This is a genomic window from Streptomyces sp. NPDC000941 (assembly GCF_053599555.1).
The window spans coordinates 1-20,762 of sequence record NZ_JBSFMM010000142.1; the positions used below are offsets into that span (position 1 = coordinate 1).

Here is a 20,762-nt window from a genome sequence, read left to right on the forward strand (position 1 = left end):
GGTGCGGCTGCACCACCCGCGCCTCACGCGTTACGTCAGTCCAGCACCTCGATGACCGGGAAGCTGCCCGTATTGGTCGGCGCGGACTCCGGCAGCCACAGCACCGCGACCGCGCCCTCCCGCCCCTCCGCCGTCGGCTCGGCGTTGCGGAATGTCAGCCGGGCGCCCAGGACGCGCGCCTGGCCCACCGCGATGGTCAGGCCCAGGCCGTGTCCGGTGCCGGCCCGGTCCTTGCTGCCGGTGCGGAAGCGGCTCGGCCCGTCCTTCAGCAGCGCCTCGGGGAAGCCGGGCCCGTGGTCGCGGACGCGCAGCACCCGTCCCTCCACCGTGACCTCGAACGGGGGCTTGCCGTGCCGGGCGGCGTTGGCCAGGAGGTTGCCGAGTATCCGCTCCAAGCGGCGCGGGTCGGTGGAGACATGGGCATCCCGCAACACGGTGACCCGGGCGTCGGGGGCCGCGACCCGGACCCGGCGGGTGACGAACTCGGCGAGGGCGATCTCCTGCAGCTCGGCGCGCTCCGCGAAGCCGTCAAGACGGGCGACCTCCAGGACGTCCTCGACGAGCTGGCGCATCGCCTGCGCCCGGTCCCGTACGAGCTCGGTCGGGCGCCCCGGCGGCAGCAGTTCGGCGGCGGTGAGCAGGCCGGTGACGGGGGTGCGCAGCTCATGCGCTATATCGGCCGTCACCCGCCGCTCGGCCTCAAGCCGCTGCTGCAGCGCCTCGGCCATGCCGTCGACCGCGCGCGCCAGGTCGTCGGTCTCGTCCCGCACCCGGCCGCCGATCGCCTCCCGCACCCGGACCTCGGAGTCGCCCTCGGCGAGCTTGCGGGCCGCGGTGGCGGCCTTGCGCAGCCGCCGGGAGAGCTGGTCGCCGATGAGCACCCCCAGCGCGATGCCGCCCATCACCACCGACACCGAGCCGAGGACGAGGACCCGGTCGAGGTCGTCCAGCACCCGGGCACGGTCCTTGAACTGGGTGTGTACGGACAGCACCTTGCCGTCCCGCAGCGGCACCGACGCCCACACCTCGGGGGTGCCGGTGCCCATGTCCCCCAGGTAGGTGGCGCGCAGCCCGCGCGCCGCCTCCTTCTTCAGCTGCTCGGGAAGCCGCTTGTCGTCGAGTTTCGCGCCGAACCCGAGAATCCTGTACTTCTCGTACATCCGCTGGGCGGCCTGCACCTGGTCGTTCACCGCCGCGCGGCTGTTGTCGAGCATCGAGACGCGGGCCGCGTTGTGCACGACCAGGCTCAGTGCGACGGCGACCAGCGCGCTCACGGCCGCGATCGCCAGACTGACCTTCCAACGCAGCCCCGAGCGCAGGGCGAGCCTCACCATCCCCGGCTCAGCCCCTGAGCTTGTAACCGAAGCCGCGGACCGTCTCGATCCGGTCCTGGCCTATTTTTCCGCGCAGCCGCTGCACATGGACGTCCACGACCCGGGTGTCACCGCCCCAGCCGTAGTCCCACACCCGTTCCAGCAGCCGGTCGCGGGAGAGCACGGTGCCCGGTACGGCCGAGAACTCCAGCAGCAGCCGCATCTCCGTCGGCGTCAGCGCCACCTGCTGACCGGCCCGGCGGACCTCCATCCCCTCCGGGTCCACCTCCAGGTCGCCGAAGCGCAGCACTCCGCCCTCGGGCTCGTCGGGTTCCGCCTCCGCGCCCCGGCCCGGTCCGCTGGCGTGCCCGAAGCGGCGCAGTACGGCGCGGATCCGGGCGACCAGGACCGCGCCGTCGAAGGGCTTGGTCACATAGTCGTCGGCCCCGGCCTCCAGGCCGAGCACCACGTCGATCGAGTCGGCGCGCGCCGACAGCATGATCACGGGCACGGTGGACTCATCGCGGATCCGGCGGCACAGGCTCACCCCGTCAAGCCCCGGGACCATCACATCGAGCAGCGCGATATCGGGCCGGTCGGCCCGGAACCGCTCCAGCCCGGTCAGTCCGTCCGGGGCGGCGGTGACGACGAAGCCGTCGCGCTCCAGGGCGAGCTGGGTGGCCTCGCGGATGACGTCGTCGTCCTCGACGAAGAGCACATGGGTTTCGGCCACGGCCTTATCTTCAGCCTTCCGTTCCGTCGTCGGGCGCGGGCGATTCGTCCTCGCTGACGTTTTTGGTCTTGCGATCGGTCACGAGGAACTCCCGGCGCGTCTCGGCCCACCGGTACGTCGTCACGTCCTCGCTCGAGGGGCAGCAGACCGAGTCGTTGGAGGCGTAGACCAACTTGGTGACGCGGAGGCTGCCCTTGGTGGTGTCGGCGTAGACGGGCGGGCGCTCGTCCGCAAAAACGTTCTCATACGTCCCGCCCACCTTGCGGTACACATACGAGCCGAGGCCGAAACCCTCGGTGCAGGTCATCACATTGACCACGAGATCGGACGCGGCGGAGCCGGTCAGCCGGCCGTAGGCCACGTCGATCGGGTAGCCCTGTGACTTCGCGCTGCCCTTCTTCGCTTCCTGCTGAGCGTCCTTCGTGGAGTCCTTCGTGGAGTCCTGCGGAGCGTCCGGTGCGGCGCTCGGCGTGGCGTCCTTCGTGGAGCTCTTCGAGCACGGCTTGAGGTTTGCCTTCAGGTGCTCGCTGACCTTCGGGTCCTTCTTGAGCAGCGCGACGGCGTCGACCTTCTGCTTCGCCGACGTCGACGTGGGGGAGGTGCCGTGCACATACGACCCCGGGGAGTCGCCCTGCTCCGGGGCCCATGACGTACGCGCCGGCCCTTCCTTGCGCAGTCCCTGGCTTCCGGTGTCGCATCCGGCCAGCACCAGTCCGCCGACGGCCGCGAAGCCGACAACCGTGCCCCCGGTGATCAGCGCGGCCCGGCGCGGGCCGATCCGGTGAGAAGCGGTGCGGTGAAGAACGAGCCGGTGTGGATCAACACCCTGCGGGGCGTCCTTGTTCGAGGCGTCCTTGTGGGGAGAGGCCCTGGTCAGGCCGCGCACCGGTCCTGCCCCCGCTCGTGGCCTCGGCGCCGGCCCCGCGGGGTCTGGCGGATCTGGCGGACCTCCTGGGCACCGTCCTGGCCCTGCCGTCCCTGCCGGCCGTCTCCGCGGCCGAGCGCACGGGCGTCCAGCTCCCGGCTCTCCAACTCCTGCCGCAGCCTGGCCAGCGCCCTGTGCAGCGTGCTCTTGACCGTACCCGTCGACATCCCAAGCGCCTCCGCGGTCTCCTCCGTGGTCATCTGCTCCCAGTGTCGCAGCACCACGACGCTGCGCTGCTTGGGAGCCAGAACTCCGAGGATGTCCATCAGCAGCGCGCGGTCGGCGTGCTGCTCGGTGCTGTCCTCGACACGCGCGTCCGGCAGCTGCTCGGTCGGCACCTCGTCCAGCTTGCGGGCTCGCCACCACTCGGTGCGGGTGTTGATCATGACGCGGCGGAGGTACGCGTCGGCCAGCGACTTGTCGGCTATCCCGTCCCAGCGGCCGTACGTACGCACCAGCGCGGTCTGGAGGAGGTCCTGCGCCTCGATCGGGTCGGGGACGAGGCGACGGGCGCTGCGCAGCAGCGCGTCCTGCCGGTTGCGTACGTACTCTTCAAAATCCAGAACCTTGCCGCTGCCGGACATCGCCAGCCCCCATCCCGCCGTTTTCCCCACCTGTTTGCCCGGCGGTCGCCGAGCACGAAGAGGACGCTACGGAGCGGCTGTTGCGACGCCATGTGCATCTGACCTGCGGTGAATGCACAGCTACCCATAGGTTGTGTAACAGCCGGGGCCGGTCGGACGGAGTGTCAGAGTCGGGTCGTGGCCGTGTCACAGCCTTGTCACAGAAACGGGTTTGGCGGGCCGTCCTCGCGGGGCGAAGGAGCCTTCTGCGGGCCTTCGGCAGGTCAGGTCAGCGGCAGCCGGTAGAGCCCGCCGTCGAGCGGTTCCACGAGGCCGTCGGCGATCAGCCCGTCCAGTGCCCGGGCCCGCTGCACCGGCTCGTCCCAGACCTTGTCGAGCGCCGCCTGCGGCACCGGCGCGACCGCCTCCCGCAACACCGCGAGCAGCTTGCCGCGCACCTGACGGTCCGTACCGGCGTAGGTCTGGCCGCGGCGCGGCGGTCCGTCGTGCGCCGGGGAACCGGCCGCCCGCCAGGCGCACTGCGCGGTGATGGGGCAGCGCACGCAGTCCGGCGTGCGCGCCGTGCACACCAATGCGCCCAGCTCCATCGTCGCCGCGGCCCAACGGGCGGCCGTCGGATCGTCGTCGGGGAGCAGCGCGCGGGCCAGCTTGCGCTCGGCGGCGGTCGTGGCGTCCGGCGGGAACTCCCGGCCGCCGACGGCGCGTGCGAAGACCCGGCGGACGTTGGTGTCCATGACCGCGTGCCGCTGCCCGTACGCGAACGAGGCCACGGCCGCCGCCGTGTACTCGCCCACACCGGGCAGCGCCAGCAGCTCCGCGTGTTCGGTGGGAACCTGACCGCCGTGCCGCTCCCGTATGGCGGCCGCCGCGCCGTGCAGGCGCAGCGCGCGCCGCGGATAGCCGAGCCGCCCCCAGGCGCGGACGGCCTCGCCTGGCGGTTCCGCGGCCAGGCCCGCGGGGCTCGGCCAGCGGGCGAGCCACTGCTCGTACACCGGCAGCACCCGGTTCACCGGGGTCTGCTGGAGCATGAACTCGCTGACCATCACGCCCCATGGGCCGGCTTCGGGGCGGCGCCAGGGCAGGTCGCGGGCATGGGCGTCGAACCAGTCGATGACGAGGCTGTGGAGCGCGGTCCCGTTGGGGCGGCTGGCGGGGGGCGCCGAGTCGGCGGGGATGGCAGTCATGTCACGAACGATCCTGGCACGTCGCCCGACCGCCCCGGAAACGCCGGGCCCACTCGGGGCGTGTCAGGGGCCGTGCGGGCGGGCCTGACTTTCGTCAGGGGCGGTGGCGTACTCCCGCTTGTAGCGTCAGCGTCGGCAGTGATTGATGTCGGCAGTGATTGATGTTGGCTGTGATTGATAGGGAATGGCGGGTGCGGATGGGGAACGAGCCGACGATCAGGGTGCTGCTCGCGGACGACGAGGCGATGATCCGCGCCGGGGTACGGGCCGTCCTGGCCGCCGGCCCCGGCATCGAGATCGTCGCCGAGGCGGGCGACGGGAGGGAGGCGGTGGAGGCGGCGCGCGCCCATCGGCCGGATGTCGCGCTGCTGGACATCAGGATGCCCCGGCTGGACGGGCTGTCCGCATGCGAGGAGATCCGCCGCACGCTGCCGGACACCGCGGTCGCCATGCTCACCACATTCTCCGAGGACGCGTACATCGCCCGGGCGCTGGGCGGGGGCGCGACCGGCTTCCTGCTGAAGGCGGGAGACCCGCATGAACTCATCGCGGGGGTACGGGCGGTGGCGGGCGGCGCGGCGTTTCTGTCGCCCAAGGTGGCCCGCCATGTGATCACCGAACTCGGTGGCGAGCGCCTGACCCGAGGCGCCGCGGCCCGCGCCCGTACGGACGTCCTGACCGCGCGGGAGCGCGAGGTGCTCGCGCTGGTCGGCGCGGGCCTGTCGAACGCGGAGATCGCCCGGCGGCTGCACCTGGTCGAGGGCACGGTGAAGGGGTACGTCAGCGCGGTGCTGGACCGCCTGGAGGTCGGCAACCGCGTCCAGGCGGCCATCGTGGCGTACGAGGCGGGGCTGGTCGCCGACGCGGGGTAGGGCGGGGGCGTGTAGGGCGGGGGTGTAGGGCGGCGGCGTAGGACGGGGCTGTGGGAGGGGCCGTAGAGCGGGCCGTGGGAGGGCTCGTAGAGCGGGTCCCGGTCGGGATCCGGGCGAGATTCGGTCGGATAATGAGAAAACCGGGCCGGAGACCGGTGGTTATTGGCGGGCGTCGCTTCGGATCTCTCGTAGAGTTTCCGCGTGGGATCTCTGCGCAATCCGATCGGGCCGCTTCCCTCCTCCATTTACTGGCGGCGGAGGGCTGTTGCGCTGGCCCTTTTCATTGTCATCCTCCTGCTCGTCATCTGGACCTTCGGGTGGGGCGGTTCAGGCGGCGGCGGGGGGAGAGACGAGGGCAAGGGGTCGGGCGGCGGTGGCGCCGCGAGCACCATCACCCCGGGGCCCACCTCCTCCACGCCCGTCAACAGCCAACGCCCGGGCGGCCGCGACGAGTCGGATGACGGCGGGACCGGCACCGGCGACAGCGACGGCGGCGGCAGCGGCGGCAGCGGTGACGGTGGCACCGGTGGCGGCAGCGGCGCGGGCGACGCCGGAGGCGGCGGCGGTGGGGGCGGCGGCGGTGGCGGGACCGGCGGCGGCCTCGGCGTCGGGGACGGGCGGAGCGTCCCGGCCGGGTCCAGTCTGCCCGCCTGCACCCGGAGCGCGGTCGAGCTGACAGTGCGCAGCGTCAAGGACTCGCGGGTGAAGAACACTTACGAGCCGGGCGAGGAACCGACGTTCGAGCTCACCGTGAAGAACTCCTCGGACACCGCCTGCAAGGTCGACTTCGGCCGGGCGTCGGCGACGCTGACCATCACGGACTCCGAGAACGACCATGTGTGGGCGTCCGACGACTGCCCCAAGGGCAGCAAGTCCGCACTGGTCGAGGTGGCGGGCAACGGCCAGATCAAGCGCACCGTCCACTGGGACCGCAAGCGCAGCGTCGAGAACTGCGCGACGCCGGCCGGCAGCGTTTCGGCCAAGGGCGGTACGTATCTGGTCGAGGCGAAGGTGGAGGGTCTGGGTACCGCGCGGGTGTCGTTCGTCCTGGACGAGGACTGAGGACCGACGAGTACTGAGAACCAGGGCTGACCAGGGGCTGGGTCCGACCGACCAGCCGACCGACCAGCCGGGCAGGCACGGGACATACCGTGCCTGCCGGACCGGACGTGCTGCCGACTACGTGCTGCCGGCTTCAGCCAGAGCCAGACCTACCGCCGGCTCCCGCTAGACGTACCGCTCCAGGATCGAGGACTCCGCCAGCCGCGACAGCCCCTCGCGCACCGACCGGGCCCGCGCCTCGCCCACGCCGTCCACCATCTGCAGATCGTCCACGCTCGCCGCGAGCAGCTTCTGCAGCCCGCCGAAGTGCTCCACCAGCCGCTCGATGATGGCGCCCGGGAGCCGCGGCACCTTCGCCAGCAGGCGGAAACCGCGCGGCGAGACCGCGGAGTCGAGGGTTTCGGGCGAGCCGCTGTAGCCCAGGGCGCGGGCGACATTGGCCAGTTCGAGCAGTTCGGGGTGGGTCAGCCGGTCCAGTTCCGCCAGCGCCTCGGGGACCGTACGGGTGCGCTTGGCGGTGGGCTCGGGGACGTAGTCCCGCACCACCAGCTCGCGCTCCGGCTCCACGCCCGCGATCAACTCGTCCAGTTGCAGCGACAGCAGCCGGCCGTCGGTGCCCAGCTCGACCACGTACTCGGCGATCTCGGTGGCGATGCGGCGGACCATCTCCAGCCGCTGCGCGACCGCCGTCACATCGCGGACCGTGACCAGGTCCTCGATCTCCAGGGCGGAGAGCGTGCCCGCGACCTCGTCGAGGCGGAGCTTGTAGCGCTCCAGAGTGGCCAGCGCCTGGTTGGCGCGGGAGAGGATCGCGGCCGAGTCCTCCAGGACGCGGCGCTGCCCGTCCACATACAGGGCGATCAGCCGCATCGACTGGCTGACGGACACGACCGGGAAGCCGGTCTGGATGGAGACGCGCTGCGCGGTGCGGTGGCGGGTGCCGGTCTCCTCGGTGGGGATCGCGGCGTCCGGCACGAGCTGCACGCCCGCCCGCACGATCTTGGTGATGTCCTTGTCGAGGATCAGCGCGCCGTCCAGCTTGCACAGCTCGCGCAGCCGGGTCGCGGTGAACTCGACGTCCAGGACGAAGCCGCCGGTACACAGCGACTCGACGGTCTTGTCCGTCCCGAGCACGATCAGGCCGCCGGTGTTGCCCCGCAGGACGCGCTCGAGGCCGTCGCGCAGCGCCGTGCCGGGGGCGACGGCGCTCAGGGTGGCGCGCATCAGACCGTCGGCTTTGCCGGGAGCTGCTGCCCGGTCGCCTGCTGCCACTGCACTCCTCCGTCGCAAGGTCATTCGCTGCCGCGGGCTGCCCTGCTGTGCCGGTGCGCGGGCTACGTACGGGCGAGACCAGGGCGAGACCAGGGCAAAGTCTACCGGCGGTCACCGCCCTCCCGCCGGGTCTCCCGGCGTACGCCCGTGGGCGGGAGCGGGAGCGCGGCATCCGCGCCCGCGCTCACCAGGCCGGGTCTCAGCCACTCGGCTCGTCCTTGGGCGCTCGCTCGGCCCGCTTGCTCCGGGGCAGTACGCGTAGTGCGTCCCCTATGTCCGCCACCTCAAGCACCCGCATACCGGCCGGGATCTTCCCCGGGTCGCCGGGCACCAGGGCGTGGGTGAAGCCGAGCCGGGACGCCTCGGCCAGCCGCCGCTGCACGCCCGTGACCCGCCGGACCTCTCCCGCCAGGCCCACCTCGCCGATCGCCACCAGGTTCTTCGGCAGCGGGGTGTCGCTCGCCGCGCTGGCCAGCGCGAGCGCCACGGCCAGATCCGCCGCGGGCTCGGAGAGCTTCACGCCGCCGACCGTGGCGCTGTAGATGTCCCGCTTGCCCAGCGCGCTGATCCGGCCGCGCTGCTCCAGGACGGCGAGCATCATCGACACACGCGAGGTCTCCAGGCCGGAGGTGGTGCGGCGGGGGGACGGGATCTGGGAGTCGACGGTCAGCGCCTGCACCTCGGCCACCAGCGGACGGCGGCCCTCGAGAGTGACGGTCAGGCAGGTGCCGGGCACCGGCTCGGCGCGGCGGGTGAGGAACAGCCCGGATGGGTCGGCGAGGCCGGTGATGCCCTCGTCGTGCAGCTCGAAGCAGCCGACCTCGTCCGTCGCCCCGTAGCGGTTCTTCACGCCGCGCACCAGGCGCAGCCGGGCATGGCGGTCGCCCTCGAAGTGCAGCACCACGTCCACCAGATGCTCCAGGAGGCGGGGGCCGGCGATGGCGCCGTCCTTCGTCACATGGCCGACCAGGAGCGTGGACATACCGCGCTCCTTGGAGGCGCGGATCAGCGCCCCGGCCACCTCCCGCACCTGGGCCATACCGCCGGGCGCGCCGTCGATCTCGGGAGAGGCGACGGTCTGGACGGAGTCCAGGATCAGCAAGGACGGCTTGACGGTGTCGAGATGGCCGAGGACGGCCGACAGGTCGGTCTCGGCGGCGAGATACAGATGGTCGCTCAGCGCGCCGATACGGTCGGCGCGCAGCCGCACCTGGCTCGCCGACTCCTCACCCGTGATGTAGAGGGTCCGGTGGTCGTCGCTGGCGGCCTTGGCGGCGACGTCGAGCAGCAGCGTCGACTTGCCGACCCCCGGCTCCCCGGCCAGCAGCACCACGGCGCCGGGCACCAGGCCGCCGCCGAGGACGCGGTCGAGCTCGTCCACGCCCGTGGAGCGGGCGGTGGCCTGACGGCCGTCCACCTGCCCGATGGGCACGGCCGCCGAGGTGACCCGGCCGGGCGCGGTCGTCCGGACCGCGGGCGAGCCGAACTCCTCGACCGTGCCCCACGCATGGCACTCGGGGCAGCGGCCGAGCCACTTGGCGGTGGTCCAGCCGCATTCCTTGCAGCGGTAGGAGGGCCGGTCCTTGGCGGACGAACGGGAGGAGCTACGGGCAGCCATGCCGTAACGCTAGCGCCGGGCACCGACAGCCGGGCGGGCGGGCAGGCGGGCGGTCAGGCTGGGCGCGGCCCCCGCGCTTCGCGCGTAGCAGATCCCGGGCGCGGAGGCAGGACACCTGTCCCCTTATGAGGGAGATGGTCACCCGTAAGGGTTAAAACAGCGCAAGTAGCGCGATGGAGTCTGCATCATCCGCCTACCGTCACCGGGTGATGAGCAGCAGGTCCGAGCACTCGACACACTCGCCCGGCGCGCCCGGCGCATCCGGTCCGTCCAGCGCATCCGGCGCCCCCGGTGCGCCGCGTCGTGCGCCGCGCGCCTCCGCCGCGCACCCCCAGCGTCCTCCCGCGCGCTACGAACCGTATCTGGACGGCCTGTTCACCTACTGCCTGTCGGTCCTGTGCGAGCACGACGCCGCGACCGCCGCGCTCGGCGAGGCGCTTGCCGTCGCCGAGCGGCAGCACGGGCGGGGGCGGGGGCGCGTGGCCGCCGAGGGCGAGCTGCGCCGGCCCTGGCTCTACGCCCTCGCACGCTGGGCCTGTCTGCGCAAACTCGCCGAGCGGAAAGACCTGAAGGGCCCCGCGGACCAGGGGGACCAACGGCACGAGGAGGACCGACAGCACGGGAGGGACGACCAACGGCATCAGGGGGGCCATGGCGACCATGGCGAGCGTCGGGACTCCGGGTCCCCCGGCGCCCCCGAAGGCCGGGCCAAGCTCAGGGCCGCCTCCGGGCCCGGCGGGATCGAGCAGCGGGTGGGCGGCCGGCCCCGGCCGCCGGAGGTGCCGGCCCAGCGGCGCCACCGCGACCGGCGCGCCCCGGCCCCGGCCGCATCGCCGCCCCCCGTTTCACCCACCGCTTCACCCACCGCCGCGCAGCGCCGCCGAGAGCTGGCCGCGCTCGCGTGGCCCGAGGCCGCCGGGACCACCCCCGAGCAGCGCGAGGCGCTGGAGCTCGCGGTGCGTCACCGGCTGAGCCCGAGCGAGGTCGCGGCGGCGCTCGGCAAGGAGCGCGACGAGGCCCGCGCCCTGCTCGCCAGCGCGGCCTGTGAGGTGGAGCGCACGCGCGCCGCGCTCGCCGTCGTCGAGCTCGGCCACTGCCCCGTCGTCGCCCGGCTCGCGGGCGACACCCAGGTGCTGCTCTCCGCCGCGCTGCGCCGCGAGCTCGTACGGCATGTGGACGACTGCCGTGAGTGCCGCGGGATGGCCGAGCGGGCCACGGCGGGCGGCCCCTGGCCGGGTACGGCGGCCGCCCCCGCGGCCCTGCCGGTGCTGGAGGCGCCGCGCGCCGCCGTGCACGCCGCGATGGTGGGCGCCCAGCGCGCGCGCCCGGCGCGCGCCGCCTCCCGGCCGCGCTTCGACCGGCGCGGCTTCCCCCTGGACCCCAAAGACCAGGCCGCGCGTCGCAGCCGGACGCGCAGCCGCGTGCTGACCACGGCGGTGGTCGCCTCGGTCGTGGCGGCCCCGCTGCTCGCGCTGTGGGCCGCCTACCGGGGCACCCCGACGGCGGGCGACGGCCACGACACGGACTCCGTTGCCGCCGCCAACGCGGACGGGGCGGCGGAGCGCACCCCCGACCGGCCCGGCGGCGAGCCGACCGGGGGCTCGTACAGCAAGGCGGGCAGCGCGCAGGACCGTTCCGGCGCGCCGCTGAAATCCCGCCGCGACGGCACCGCGGGCAAACAGTCGCCGGATGTGTCCGTGGAGGTCGTCGGCGGCGATACGAATGCAGATGGGGCCGGGGGAGCGAAGGGCGATCGGTACGGAAACGGGGAGGCGGAACGGTCCGGCACTTCGGCCGGCGGGCGGCCGGGCCCGCGAGCCACGCCCAGCACCCCCGGCTCCGGAGGCAGGCCGGGCCCCGGGCGGACCGAGCCCGGCCCCGGGCGGCTGACGGTCGAGGCGCAGCCCAGCGGCGAGGTCACGGTCATCACGCTCAGGGCCTCGGGAGGCGCCCCCGTGCGCTGGTCGGCGTCCGCCGACGCGGCCTGGCTCCAGCTGAACCATACGGCCGGGGTGCTGCGGCCCGGCGAGACGACGACGATCACCGTGTCCGTGGACCGGGACCGCGAGCCGCCCGGGCACTGGAGAGCCCGGGTCCGGGTGGATCCGGCGGGGGCGGTGGTGGTGATCGAAGGCCGTGGCGCGGAGCCCGAGCCCACCCCCGAGCCCTCGGACCCGCCGGGCGGGCCCACGCCGACCTCGGGCGACACGCCCCCGGCACCCGCCGACATGCCTTAAGGCGCCAGCCAGCCCTCAGAGCGCTATTCAGCCTTTTGAGCGCCAAGCCAGCCCTCAGAGCGGCAATCAGCCCTTAGAACGCCAATCAGTCCTCAGGGCGCCGCCAGCCCTCAGCGCACCGGTCAGCCCTCAGGGCACCAGCCGGCTCGGCCGGTCAGCTCGTCGGATCGGCCGGGTGCGGGGCCACGAGCGGCAGGGAGGACGCCAGCCGCTGCTCGCAGAGCTCGGCCAGCCGGTCGTAGCCCTCCTGGCCCATGAGCTCCGTCAGCTCCGCCCGGTACGACACGTACACCGGCTCCCCGCCGCCGTGCGCCGAGGTCGCCGAGGTGCACCACCAGTGCAGGTCATGGCCGCCGGGGCCCCATCCGCGCCGGTCGTACTCGGCGATGGTGATCTGCAGCACACGCGTGTCGTCGGGCCGGTCGATCCAGGTGTACGACCTGCGGATCGGCAGCTGCCAGCAGACGTCAGGCTTGGTCTCCAGCGGCTCGCGGCCCTCCTTGAGCGCGAGGATGTGCAGCGCGCAGCCCGCGCCGCCCTTGAAGCCCGGCCGGTTCTGGAAGATGCACGAGCCCTCGTAGCGGCGGGTCTGGCGCTCGTCCTCCTCGTCGCCGGCCTGGGTCCAGCCCGTCTTCTGCCCCACGTCGTGGAACTGCCAGATGTCCGGGGTGAGCCGGGCCACATGGCGCCCGACGCGCTGCTCGTCGTCCTCGTCGGAGAAGTGCGCGCCCAGCGTGCAGCAGCCGTCGCTGGCGCGCCCCGCCTCGATGCCCTGGCAGCCCTGGCCGAAGATGCAGGTCCAGCGCGAGGTCAGCCAGGTCAGATCGCACCGGAAGACCTGCTCGTCGTCGGCGGGGTCGGGGAATTCGATCCAGGCGCGGGCGAAGTCCAGGCCGACCTCGTCATCGGCCGGGTCGAACGCGATGACCACGCCGTCTTCGCCGTCCACACCGTCCAGGGCGTCCACACCGTCCACGCCGACCAGGGCGTCCTGGCCGGTCAAGCCGGCCGACTCGGCCAAGTCGGTTACTCCGGTCACGTCGGCGGTGGCCGCCTCGGCCTCGCTGCGCTGCCCGGCCGCCTCGGGACGCCGCTTCCGGGCTTTGTCCTGCTTCGCCTTTTTCGTCTTTGCCACGCGCCAAGGGTATGCCTATGCCCGGCGCGTAAAGGCCCAGGCCCGTACCTGACAAGGCGATATGGGCAGTAGCGTTCTGGCCATGAGACTCGGTGTCCTGGATGTGGGTTCCAACACGGTGCATCTGCTGGTGGTGGATGCGCACCCGGGAGCACGCCCGCTGCCCGCCCACTCGCACAAGGTTGAGCTCCGGCTGGCGGAGCTGCTCGACGACGCTGGGGCCATAGGGGCCGATGGAGTCGAGCGCCTGATCGCCGTGGTCAAGGAGGCGCTGCAGGCCGCCGAGGACAAGGGCGTCGAGGACGTGCTGCCCTTCGCCACCTCCGCCGTCCGGGAGGCGACCAACGCCGAGGATGTGCTGTCCCGCGTCGCCGACGCGACCGGGGTGCGGCTGCGCGTCCTGGCCGGCGACGAGGAGGCGCGGCTCACCTTCCTCGCGGCCCGCCGCTGGTACGGCTGGTCGGCCGGAAAGCTGCTGGTCCTGGACATCGGCGGCGGTTCGCTCGAGATCGCGTACGGGCTGGACGAGGAGCCGGACGCGGCCGTCTCGCTGCCCCTGGGCGCGGGCAGGCTGACGGCGGGCTGGCTGCCCGGTGATCCGCCCGGCCCGGAGGAGGTACGGGCGCTGCGGCGGCACGTACGGGCGCAGATCGCGCGGATCGTCGGCGACTTCAGCCGCCACGGCACGCCGGATCACGTCGTCGCCACCTCCAAGACCTTCAGACAGCTGGCCAGGATCGCGGGCGCGGCGCGCTCCGCCGAGGGCCTGTACGTACAGCGCCGGCTGACCCGCCAGGCGCTGGAGCAGTGGGTGCCGAAGCTGGCCGCCATGCCCGTCGACAAGCGCGAGGAGCTGCCGGGCGTCTCCGACGGGCGGGCGCCGCAGCTGCTGGCGGGGGCGCTGGTCGCGGAGGCCGCGATGGATCTGTTCGGGGTGGAGGACCTGGAGATCTGCCCATGGGCGCTGCGTGAGGGCGTCATCCTGCGCCGCCTGGATCACCTGCCGGGATGATCGGGACACCGCCGTGACCTGCGCTGATACCCGTACCGCCAGCGGCGCCCGGGGTGGCGCGGCGAGCGGTGGCGGTTTAGCCGTCCGGGGGAGCGCCGTACCCTGTCCCTCGTGACAGAGCCAGTGGTGCGCATCCCGGATGCGAAGGTCGCGCTGTCCACGGCCTCGGTCTATCCGGAGTCGACGGCGACGGCCTTCGAGATCGCCGCACGCCTCGGCTACGACGGTGTCGAGGTCATGGTGTGGACCGATCCGGTCAGCCAGGACATCGAGTCGCTGCGCCGGCTTTCCGACTACCACGAGGTGCCGATTCTCGCCGTGCACGCGCCATGTCTGCTGATCACTCAGCGGGTGTGGTCGACCGACCCATGGGTGAAGCTGCAGCGCGCGAAGGCGGCCGCCGAGCGGCTCGGCGCCTCCACCGTCGTGGTCCACCCGCCCTTCCGGTGGCAGCGCGCGTATGCCCGGGAGTTTGTCCGCGGAATCTGGCGGATGGCGGGCGAGACGGATGTGCGGTTCGCTGTCGAGAACATGTACCCGTGGCGCTATCGCGACCGGGAGATGCTCGCGTACGCGCCCGACTGGGACGTCACCCACGACGACTACCGCCACTTCACGATCGACCTCTCGCATACGGCGACCGCCCGTACGGACGCGCTCGGCATGGTGGACCGGATGGGCGACCGGCTGGCCCACCTCCACCTCGCCGACGGCACGGGCTCCAACAAGGACGAGCACCTGGTGCCGGGGCGCGGCACCCAGCCGTGTGCCGAGCTGCTGGAGCGGCTGGCCGCGACCGGCTTCGACGGCAATGTGGTCGTCGAGGTCAACACCCGGCGGGCGATGTCCACGGCCGAGCGCGAGGCCGATCTGGCGGAGGCGCTGGCCTTCACCCGGCTCCACCTCGCCTCACCGAACTTGATTGTCCCGCCCAACGCGGCTGCCTCGCCGAACTCAGGTGCCTCGCCGAACTCAGGTGCCTCGCCGAACTCAGGCGCCTCCTCGAACTCGGCCGCCTCGTCGACCAGGGCGGTGCCCGGCTCGTGACCCCGGCCCTGCCCTCGCAGTCCCCCGCTCCGCGCCGCCGCGGCCGTCCGCCCCGTACCGAGGGCGCCGCCGACGCCCCTGCGGCGCGGGACCGGATCCTGACCGCGGCGCGCAACGAGTTCGCCGAGCGCGGCTACGACAAGACCTCGATCCGCGGTATCGCGAAGGCGGCGGGGGTGGACCCGGCCCTGGTCCACCACTACTTCGGTACCAAGGACCAGATCTTCGGGGCGGCCGTCGAGCTGATCTTCGCGCCCACCCTGGCCGCCCCGGAGGCGGTGCACGGCGGCAGCCGGGACGGGGCGGGCGAGCGGATGGCCCGCTTCATGTTCGGCGTCTGGGAGAACCCCGTCACCCGCCTGCCGCTGCTGGCCGTGATGCGCTCCGCGCTGACCAACGAAGCGGCGGCCGCGGTCCTGCGCGGCATGATCGAGCGTCGGCTGCTGCTGCGGATGGTGGTCGAGCTGCATGTGCCCAACCCGGAGTTCCGGGCGCAGCTGGCGGCCGGCCACATGATCGGGATCGCGATGCTGCGGTATGTGATCCGGATGGAGCCGATGGCCTCCGCGCCCGTGGAGGACATCGTCGCCATGGTGGGGCCGACGCTCCAGCGCTATCTGACCGAGGACTGAGCCACACGTCTTGGGATCCGGACGCACCGTCCGTATCCCGGATGGGAGGCGTACGCTCAGGAGACTCAAGAACACTCAAGAACACTCGAGAACGAGGGAGTGGAGCACCGTGCCCGAGCTGAGGTCCCGCACCGTCACCCATGGCCGCAACATGGCGGGCGCCCGAGCCCTTATGCAGGCCTCGGGCGTAGCGCGCGAGGACTTCGGCAAGCCGATCATCGCGGTGGCGAACAGCTTCACGGAGTTCGTGCCGGGCCACACCCACCTCCAGCCGGTCGGCCGGATCGTCAGCGAGGCGATCCACGCCGCGGGCGGCATCCCGCGCGAGTTCAACACGATCGCCGTGGACGACGGCATCGCCATGGGCCACGGCGGAATGCTCTACTCCCTGCCCTCCCGCGACCTGATCGCCGACTCGGTCGAGTACATGGTCGAGGCCCACTGCGCGGACGCGCTGATCTGCATCTCCAACTGCGACAAGATCACGCCCGGCATGCTGATGGCAGCGATGCGGCTGAACATCCCCACCGTCTTCGTCTCCGGCGGCCCCATGGAGTCGGGCCGGGCGACCCTGGTCGACGGCAGCGTCCGCAAGCTCGACCTGATCACCGCGATCTCCGAGGCCGTCAACGACAACGTCTCCGACGAGGACATCGCCCGCATCGAGGACAACGCCTGTCCGACCTGCGGCTCCTGTTCCGGCATGTTCACCGCGAACTCCATGAACTGCCTCACCGAGGCGATCGGCCTGTCCCTCCCCGGCAACGGCTCGGTGCTCGCCACCCACACCGCCCGCAAGGCGCTGTACGAGACCGCCGGCCGCACGGTCGTGGAGATCACCAAGCGCTACTACGAGCAGGGCGACGAGACGGTCCTGCCGCGCGCCGTCGGCTCCCGCGCCGCCTTCGAGAACGCCATGGCCCTCGACATCGCCATGGGCGGCTCGACCAACACGATCCTGCACCTGCTGGCCGCCGCCCAGGAGGCCGGGCTCGACTTCGGCATGAAGGACATCGACGAGCTCTCCCGCCGTCTGCCCTGCCTGGCGAAGGTCGCCCCGAACGTCGCCCCCGGCGGCGTCTACTACATGGAGGACGTCCACCGGGCCGGCGGCATCCCCGCGATCCTGGGCGAGCTCTACCGGGCCGGGCTGCTCAACGAGGACGTGCACACCGTGCACTCGTCCTCGCTCGCCGACTGGCTCAAGCAGTGGGACATCCGCGGCGGCTCCCCCTCCGCCGAGGCCGTGGAGCTCTTCCACGCCGCCCCCGGCTGTGTGCGCTCCGCGACCGCCTTCTCGCAGTCCGAGCGCTGGGACACCCTGGACACCGACGCCGAGAACGGCTGCATCCGCGACATCGAGCACGCCTACTCCACGGAAGGCGGCCTGTCCGTCCTGCACGGCAACCTCGCCGAGGACGGCTGTGTGGTGAAGACCGCGGGCGTCGACGAGTCCATCTGGACCTTCGAGGGCCCGGCCGTGGTCTGCGAGTCCCAGGAAGAGGCCGTCGAGAAGATCCTCGGCAAGAAGGTCAAGGAGGGCGACGTCGTCGTCATCCGCTACGAGGGCCCCAAGGGCGGCCCCGGTATGCAGGAAATGCTCTACCCCACCTCCTTTCTCAAGGGCCGGGGCCTGGGCAAGGCCTGCGCGCTGATCACCGACGGCCGCTTCTCCGGCGGCACCTCCGGCCTGTCCATCGGCCACGCCTCGCCCGAGGCGGCCTCCGGCGGCACCATCGCCCTGGTCGAGGACGGCGACCGGATCCGCATCGACATCCCCTCCCGCACGATTGAGCTGCTGGTGAGCGAGGACGAACTGGCCGCCCGGCGCGAGGCCTTGGGCGGCGTGTACGCGCCGAAGAACCGCGACCGTAAGGTGTCCGCCGCGCTGCGGGCGTACGCGGCGATGGCGACCAGCGCCGACAAGGGCGCGGTGCGGGACGTCAGCAAGCTCGGCTGACACACGGCCGCTGTGCCTGGGCCCGGACGCGAGCCGTCCGGGCCCAGGCACGTTCGCTCTCGCCGGTTCTGCGGCGCGTCGCCGATCAGCAGGCAGTCAGCAGTCAGTCAGTGTCAGCAGCCAGCCGATCAGCAGGCAGTCACCAGCGGGCCGGGTCCCGTCCCGACACCCCGAAGACCGTGCCGTCCGGCGCCGATCCGTACACCTTGCCGTCCGCCGCCGCCGGCGCGGGCACCAGCACCAGATAGCTCTTCTGCGCCTTGCCCGTACGCGGCGGGGTCTGCCCCAGCAACTCGCCCCCCACCGCATCGACGGCGAGCAGCCGCCCGTCCGCCGCCGAGAAGTACAGCCGGTCGCCTGCGGCCACCAGCGGCGACGAGTTGCCCACCGAGGTCTCCATCCGCCAGCGCTGCGCCGCGGCCGGATCCGTACGGCGCGGGTCGACCGCCACCAGACCGCCGTCCGCGCACAGCAGGTAGACCAAGCCGCCGCGCACCGCCGCGCTGGTCGCGGACACCGGCTTGGCCAGCGCGACGCGGTGTTCGGCGCGGTGCGCCGGGTCGTACCGGACGACGGTGGCGGTACGGGTCTGGTCGTCGGTCCCGGTGAGGTACAGGACCCCCGCGGAGTCGGCGCCTGCCGGGGTGAGATTGCCGCGGAACGACCGCTGCCAGCCGGTCGTTCCACGCGCCGTGTCGACCGCCGTGACCAGCGTGTGGGACCCGTCGGCCGACGTGGTGAGCGCGTACGCGGTGCCGCCGTCGCCGTACGAGACGAACGCCGGGTGGGTGTGGCCGGGGACGGTATGGCTCCAGCGCTGTTTGTTCGTGGCCCCGTTGACGGCCGTGACCACGCCGTCCGCCGCGACCAGCAGCACGGTGTCGCCCGAGGGGTAGACCCGCCCCTCGTACGAGGCCACGTCACGGCTCCAACGGGGGTGTCCCGTCTTCGGGTCGAACGCCCGCAGCCGCGACCCGTCCGGCGACACCACCTGGACCAGGCCGCCGGAGAGCGCGGGGGCGGTCGGCGTGCCGTCGTGGGCACGGTTCGCCTCGGCCGGCTGCGACCACAGCACCTTGCCGTCGGCCGGGTCGAGGCGGGCGGCCTCGATACCGCGCCCGGCGCAGTACAGCGCGCCGCCCCCGTACGAGCAGAACGCCGCCCGGGTGCCATCGCCTTGCGCGCCACCGGAGCCGTCGGCGGGCAGCGTGCCCTTCCACGGCCGCCAGGCCGCCGCCTTCGTGGTGCCGCCCGGCTGCTGGTGCGCCGAGCGCTGCCCGTCGTTGCCCCGCTGTAGCGCCCAGACCGTGCCCGCGCCGAGCATCACGGCGGCCAGCACCCCGAGCGTGATCCACCGCCGCCGCGCCGTCTTGTGCCGCCGATCTGCCGCGGCCGAGCGCACCGAGTCCGGCGAGCCGGCCGAGCCCGCCGAGCCCGCCCTGATCCGTGTGTCGGCGTCCCGGCCTGTGGAGGTCACGGCGTCATCGGGCACGGCGTCATCGGGCACTGAGCCACCAGGCACGGCGTCATCGGCGACGGACTCCGTACCGCCGGCGGGGACCCCCGTACCGGTCTCGGCGTCCGTACCCGCATCGGCGCGTGCATCGGTGCCCGTACCGGTCTCGGCGCCCGTACCGGTCTCGGTATCCGCACCGGTCTCGGTATCCGCACCGATTTCGGCGTCCGTATCGCTTTCGGCGTCCGTCACGCTGCCGCCGTCGTCATCGCCCCACAGCGGCCCCGTACCGCGCCCCCGCTGGGCGGGTACGCGGGGGAGCGGGCCGCGCAGGGCGGGCGGATGGGGGCCGCCGATGGCGCGCAGGACCGTCATCAGCGCGTCGGGCGTGGGGCGTTCGGCGGGGTCCTTGGCCAGGCAGCGCTGTACGAGGGGCAGCAGCTCGCGCGGTACGCCCGCCAGATCCGCCTCGTCGTGCACGACCTGGTACGCCACGATGTACGGGCTCTCGGACTCGAAGGGCCCGCGCCCGGTCGCCGCGTGCACCAGCACCGACCCCAGTGCGAACACATCGGCCGCGGGCCCCACATGGCGTGGCCGCTGGAACTGCTCGGGCGCCATGAACGGCGGCGTGCCGATCAGCTTCCCCGTCTCCGTACGCAGTTCGCTGTCGGACGGCCGCGAGATGCCGAAGTCGATGACCTTCGGCCCATCCGCGGCGAGCAGCACATTGCTCGGCTTCAGATCGCGGTGCACCACCCCCGCGCGGTGGATGTCGCGCAGCGCCTCGGCGAGTCCGGCGGCCAGCCGGACCATGTCCTCGGTCGGCAGCGGGCCGTTCCGCTTGACGTGTTCGGCGAGCGTGGGGCCGGGGATGTAGAGGGTGGCCATCCAAGGCCGCTCACCGCCGGGGTCGGCGTCCACGACGGGCGCGGTGAACGCCCCGCTGACCCGCCGGGCGGCCGCCACCTCCTGCCGGAACCGCGCCCGGAACTCGGGGTCTTCGGCGAACTCCGCGTGGACGACCTTCACCGCGAGGCGCCGGCCCGAGGCCGAGCGCGCCAGGTGCACCACGCCCATGCCGCCGGAGCCGAGGCGCGCCTCGAGCCGGTACTGACCGGCGTACTCCGGATCCTCCGCTTCCGGGCCTGTCCCGGCTCTGCGCACCGGCGGCATTCCCCACCCCCGTGAATTCGGCCGCAGTCGCGACTCGGCGAGCCTAGTCGATGACACGTGCGAGCCCTGTTAGCCTCCGCTGGTCGTGTCACGTAACGCGACATGTGCACAAGATGTACACAACTTCGGAATGAAGTTCGACGGGGGAGGGCCAATAGCCATGGAAGAGACCGTGGGGACAACCGACGCAGAGACGGCCGTTGAGGCAGAGACGGTCGAGGTGGGGACGGTTGAGGCGACGACGGTCACCTATCCGATCGCACCCGGCTACCAGGTGAACGTCCGCAGCGGCCCCAGCACCACCAGCAAGCTGATCAAGGTGCTGCCGTACAACACCCGTGTCCCGATCCGCTGTCAGCGCCGCGGGCAGAAGATCTCGGGCCCGTACGGCACGACGGACATCTGGGACAGCATCGCGCCGGGGCAGTACGTCTCCGACGCGTATGTGAAGACCGGCAGCGACGGGTTCATCACCGTCGAATGCGCCGGCTGACCGCATACGGCTGAAGCGACTGGTCCGGCCGGTCCGACTGGTCCGGCCGGA

17 protein-coding genes are annotated in these 20,762 nt (G+C 72.7%); 8 read left to right on the forward strand and 9 right to left on the reverse strand.

Going from position 1 to position 20,762, the window contains the following annotated elements; all coding sequences use genetic code 11:
• Positions 1-35: 35 nt before the first annotated feature.
• The 5 genes from cseC to ACWDSL_RS35030 form a co-directional block, all read right to left on the reverse strand.
• The gene (gene cseC, locus ACWDSL_RS35010) at positions 36-1,334 is read right to left on the reverse strand and encodes a two-component system sensor histidine kinase CseC (protein ID WP_450491984.1); all 1,299 of its coding nucleotides are present in this window, start codon (positions 1,332-1,334) and stop codon (positions 36-38) included.
• Positions 1,335-1,341: 7 nt separating this feature from the next.
• A complete protein-coding gene (gene cseB, locus ACWDSL_RS35015; RefSeq protein ID WP_014178557.1) occupies positions 1,342-2,046 on the reverse strand; it encodes a two-component system response regulator CseB in 705 nt (234 codons plus the stop codon).
• 10 nt (positions 2,047-2,056) lie between these two features.
• Positions 2,057-2,932 (reverse strand): hypothetical protein, encoded by an 876-nt coding sequence (locus ACWDSL_RS35020; protein WP_450491985.1) that lies wholly within the window; start codon positions 2,930-2,932, stop codon positions 2,057-2,059.
• On the reverse strand, positions 2,920-3,555 hold the full coding sequence (locus ACWDSL_RS35025) for a SigE family RNA polymerase sigma factor (RefSeq protein ID WP_450491986.1): 636 nt from the start codon (positions 3,553-3,555) through the stop codon (positions 2,920-2,922). Before ACWDSL_RS35025 ends, ACWDSL_RS35020 begins: the two co-directional genes overlap by 13 nt.
• Positions 3,556-3,818: 263 nt before the next feature.
• Positions 3,819-4,739, reverse strand: coding sequence for an A/G-specific adenine glycosylase (locus ACWDSL_RS35030; RefSeq protein ID WP_450491987.1), 921 nt, complete (start codon positions 4,737-4,739; stop codon positions 3,819-3,821).
• 197 nt (positions 4,740-4,936) lie between these two features.
• On the opposite strand from ACWDSL_RS35030, the gene ACWDSL_RS35035 reads away from it, so the two are divergent.
• Together ACWDSL_RS35035 and ACWDSL_RS35040 are read left to right on the forward strand one after the other, a co-directional pair.
• Positions 4,937-5,611, forward strand: coding sequence for a response regulator transcription factor (locus tag ACWDSL_RS35035; protein WP_014178561.1), 675 nt, complete (start codon positions 4,937-4,939; stop codon positions 5,609-5,611).
• A gap of 201 nt (positions 5,612-5,812) precedes the next feature.
• Positions 5,813-6,673 carry a hypothetical protein gene (locus ACWDSL_RS35040; protein WP_450491988.1) on the forward strand — a complete coding sequence of 287 codons (861 nt, stop codon included), beginning with the start codon at positions 5,813-5,815 and terminating at the stop codon, positions 6,671-6,673.
• A 165-nt stretch (positions 6,674-6,838) separates the two neighbouring features.
• Here the strand turns inward: ACWDSL_RS35040 and disA are convergent, their stop codons facing one another.
• Both disA and radA read right to left on the reverse strand, forming a co-directional pair.
• Positions 6,839-7,897: a DNA integrity scanning diadenylate cyclase DisA gene (gene disA, locus ACWDSL_RS35045; RefSeq protein WP_450491999.1), complete on the reverse strand. Its 1,059-nt coding sequence runs from the start codon at positions 7,895-7,897 to the stop codon at positions 6,839-6,841.
• A 247-nt stretch (positions 7,898-8,144) separates the two neighbouring features.
• Positions 8,145-9,563, reverse strand: coding sequence for a DNA repair protein RadA (gene radA, locus ACWDSL_RS35050; RefSeq protein WP_450491989.1), 1,419 nt, complete (start codon positions 9,561-9,563; stop codon positions 8,145-8,147).
• A 209-nt stretch (positions 9,564-9,772) separates the two neighbouring features.
• Between radA and ACWDSL_RS35055 the strand changes: the two genes are divergently transcribed.
• The gene (locus tag ACWDSL_RS35055; RefSeq protein ID WP_450492000.1) at positions 9,773-11,800 is read left to right on the forward strand and encodes a BACON domain-containing protein; all 2,028 of its coding nucleotides are present in this window, start codon (positions 9,773-9,775) and stop codon (positions 11,798-11,800) included.
• A gap of 154 nt (positions 11,801-11,954) precedes the next feature.
• Here the strand turns inward: ACWDSL_RS35055 and ACWDSL_RS35060 are convergent, their stop codons facing one another.
• Positions 11,955-12,758 (reverse strand): hypothetical protein, encoded by an 804-nt coding sequence (locus ACWDSL_RS35060; RefSeq protein WP_450492001.1) that lies wholly within the window; start codon positions 12,756-12,758, stop codon positions 11,955-11,957.
• A gap of 259 nt (positions 12,759-13,017) precedes the next feature.
• Between ACWDSL_RS35060 and ACWDSL_RS35065 the strand changes: the two genes are divergently transcribed.
• The 4 genes from ACWDSL_RS35065 (at position 13,018) to ilvD (ending at position 17,586) form a co-directional block, all read left to right on the forward strand.
• Entirely contained in the window at positions 13,018-13,947 is a 930-nt protein-coding gene (locus ACWDSL_RS35065; protein ID WP_450491990.1) for a Ppx/GppA phosphatase family protein, read from the forward strand.
• 111 nt (positions 13,948-14,058) lie between these two features.
• The gene (locus tag ACWDSL_RS35070) at positions 14,059-14,994 is read left to right on the forward strand and encodes a sugar phosphate isomerase/epimerase family protein (RefSeq protein WP_450491991.1); all 936 of its coding nucleotides are present in this window, start codon (positions 14,059-14,061) and stop codon (positions 14,992-14,994) included.
• A complete protein-coding gene (locus ACWDSL_RS35075) occupies positions 14,991-15,626 on the forward strand; it encodes a TetR/AcrR family transcriptional regulator (RefSeq protein ID WP_385630580.1) in 636 nt (211 codons plus the stop codon). The genes ACWDSL_RS35070 and ACWDSL_RS35075 overlap by 4 nt, the downstream gene beginning before the upstream one ends.
• A 109-nt stretch (positions 15,627-15,735) precedes the next feature.
• Positions 15,736-17,586 (forward strand): dihydroxy-acid dehydratase, encoded by a 1,851-nt coding sequence (gene ilvD / locus ACWDSL_RS35080; protein ID WP_450491992.1) that lies wholly within the window; start codon positions 15,736-15,738, stop codon positions 17,584-17,586.
• 139 nt (positions 17,587-17,725) lie between these two features.
• Here the strand turns inward: ilvD and ACWDSL_RS35085 are convergent, their stop codons facing one another.
• Complete coding sequence (locus ACWDSL_RS35085) at positions 17,726-20,218, reverse strand: protein kinase domain-containing protein (RefSeq protein WP_450491993.1); 2,493 nt, start codon at positions 20,216-20,218, stop codon at positions 17,726-17,728.
• A 160-nt stretch (positions 20,219-20,378) separates the two neighbouring features.
• On the opposite strand from ACWDSL_RS35085, the gene ACWDSL_RS35090 reads away from it, so the two are divergent.
• Positions 20,379-20,711 (forward strand): SH3 domain-containing protein, encoded by a 333-nt coding sequence (locus ACWDSL_RS35090; RefSeq protein ID WP_450491994.1) that lies wholly within the window; start codon positions 20,379-20,381, stop codon positions 20,709-20,711.
• Positions 20,712-20,762 lie beyond the last annotated feature (51 nt).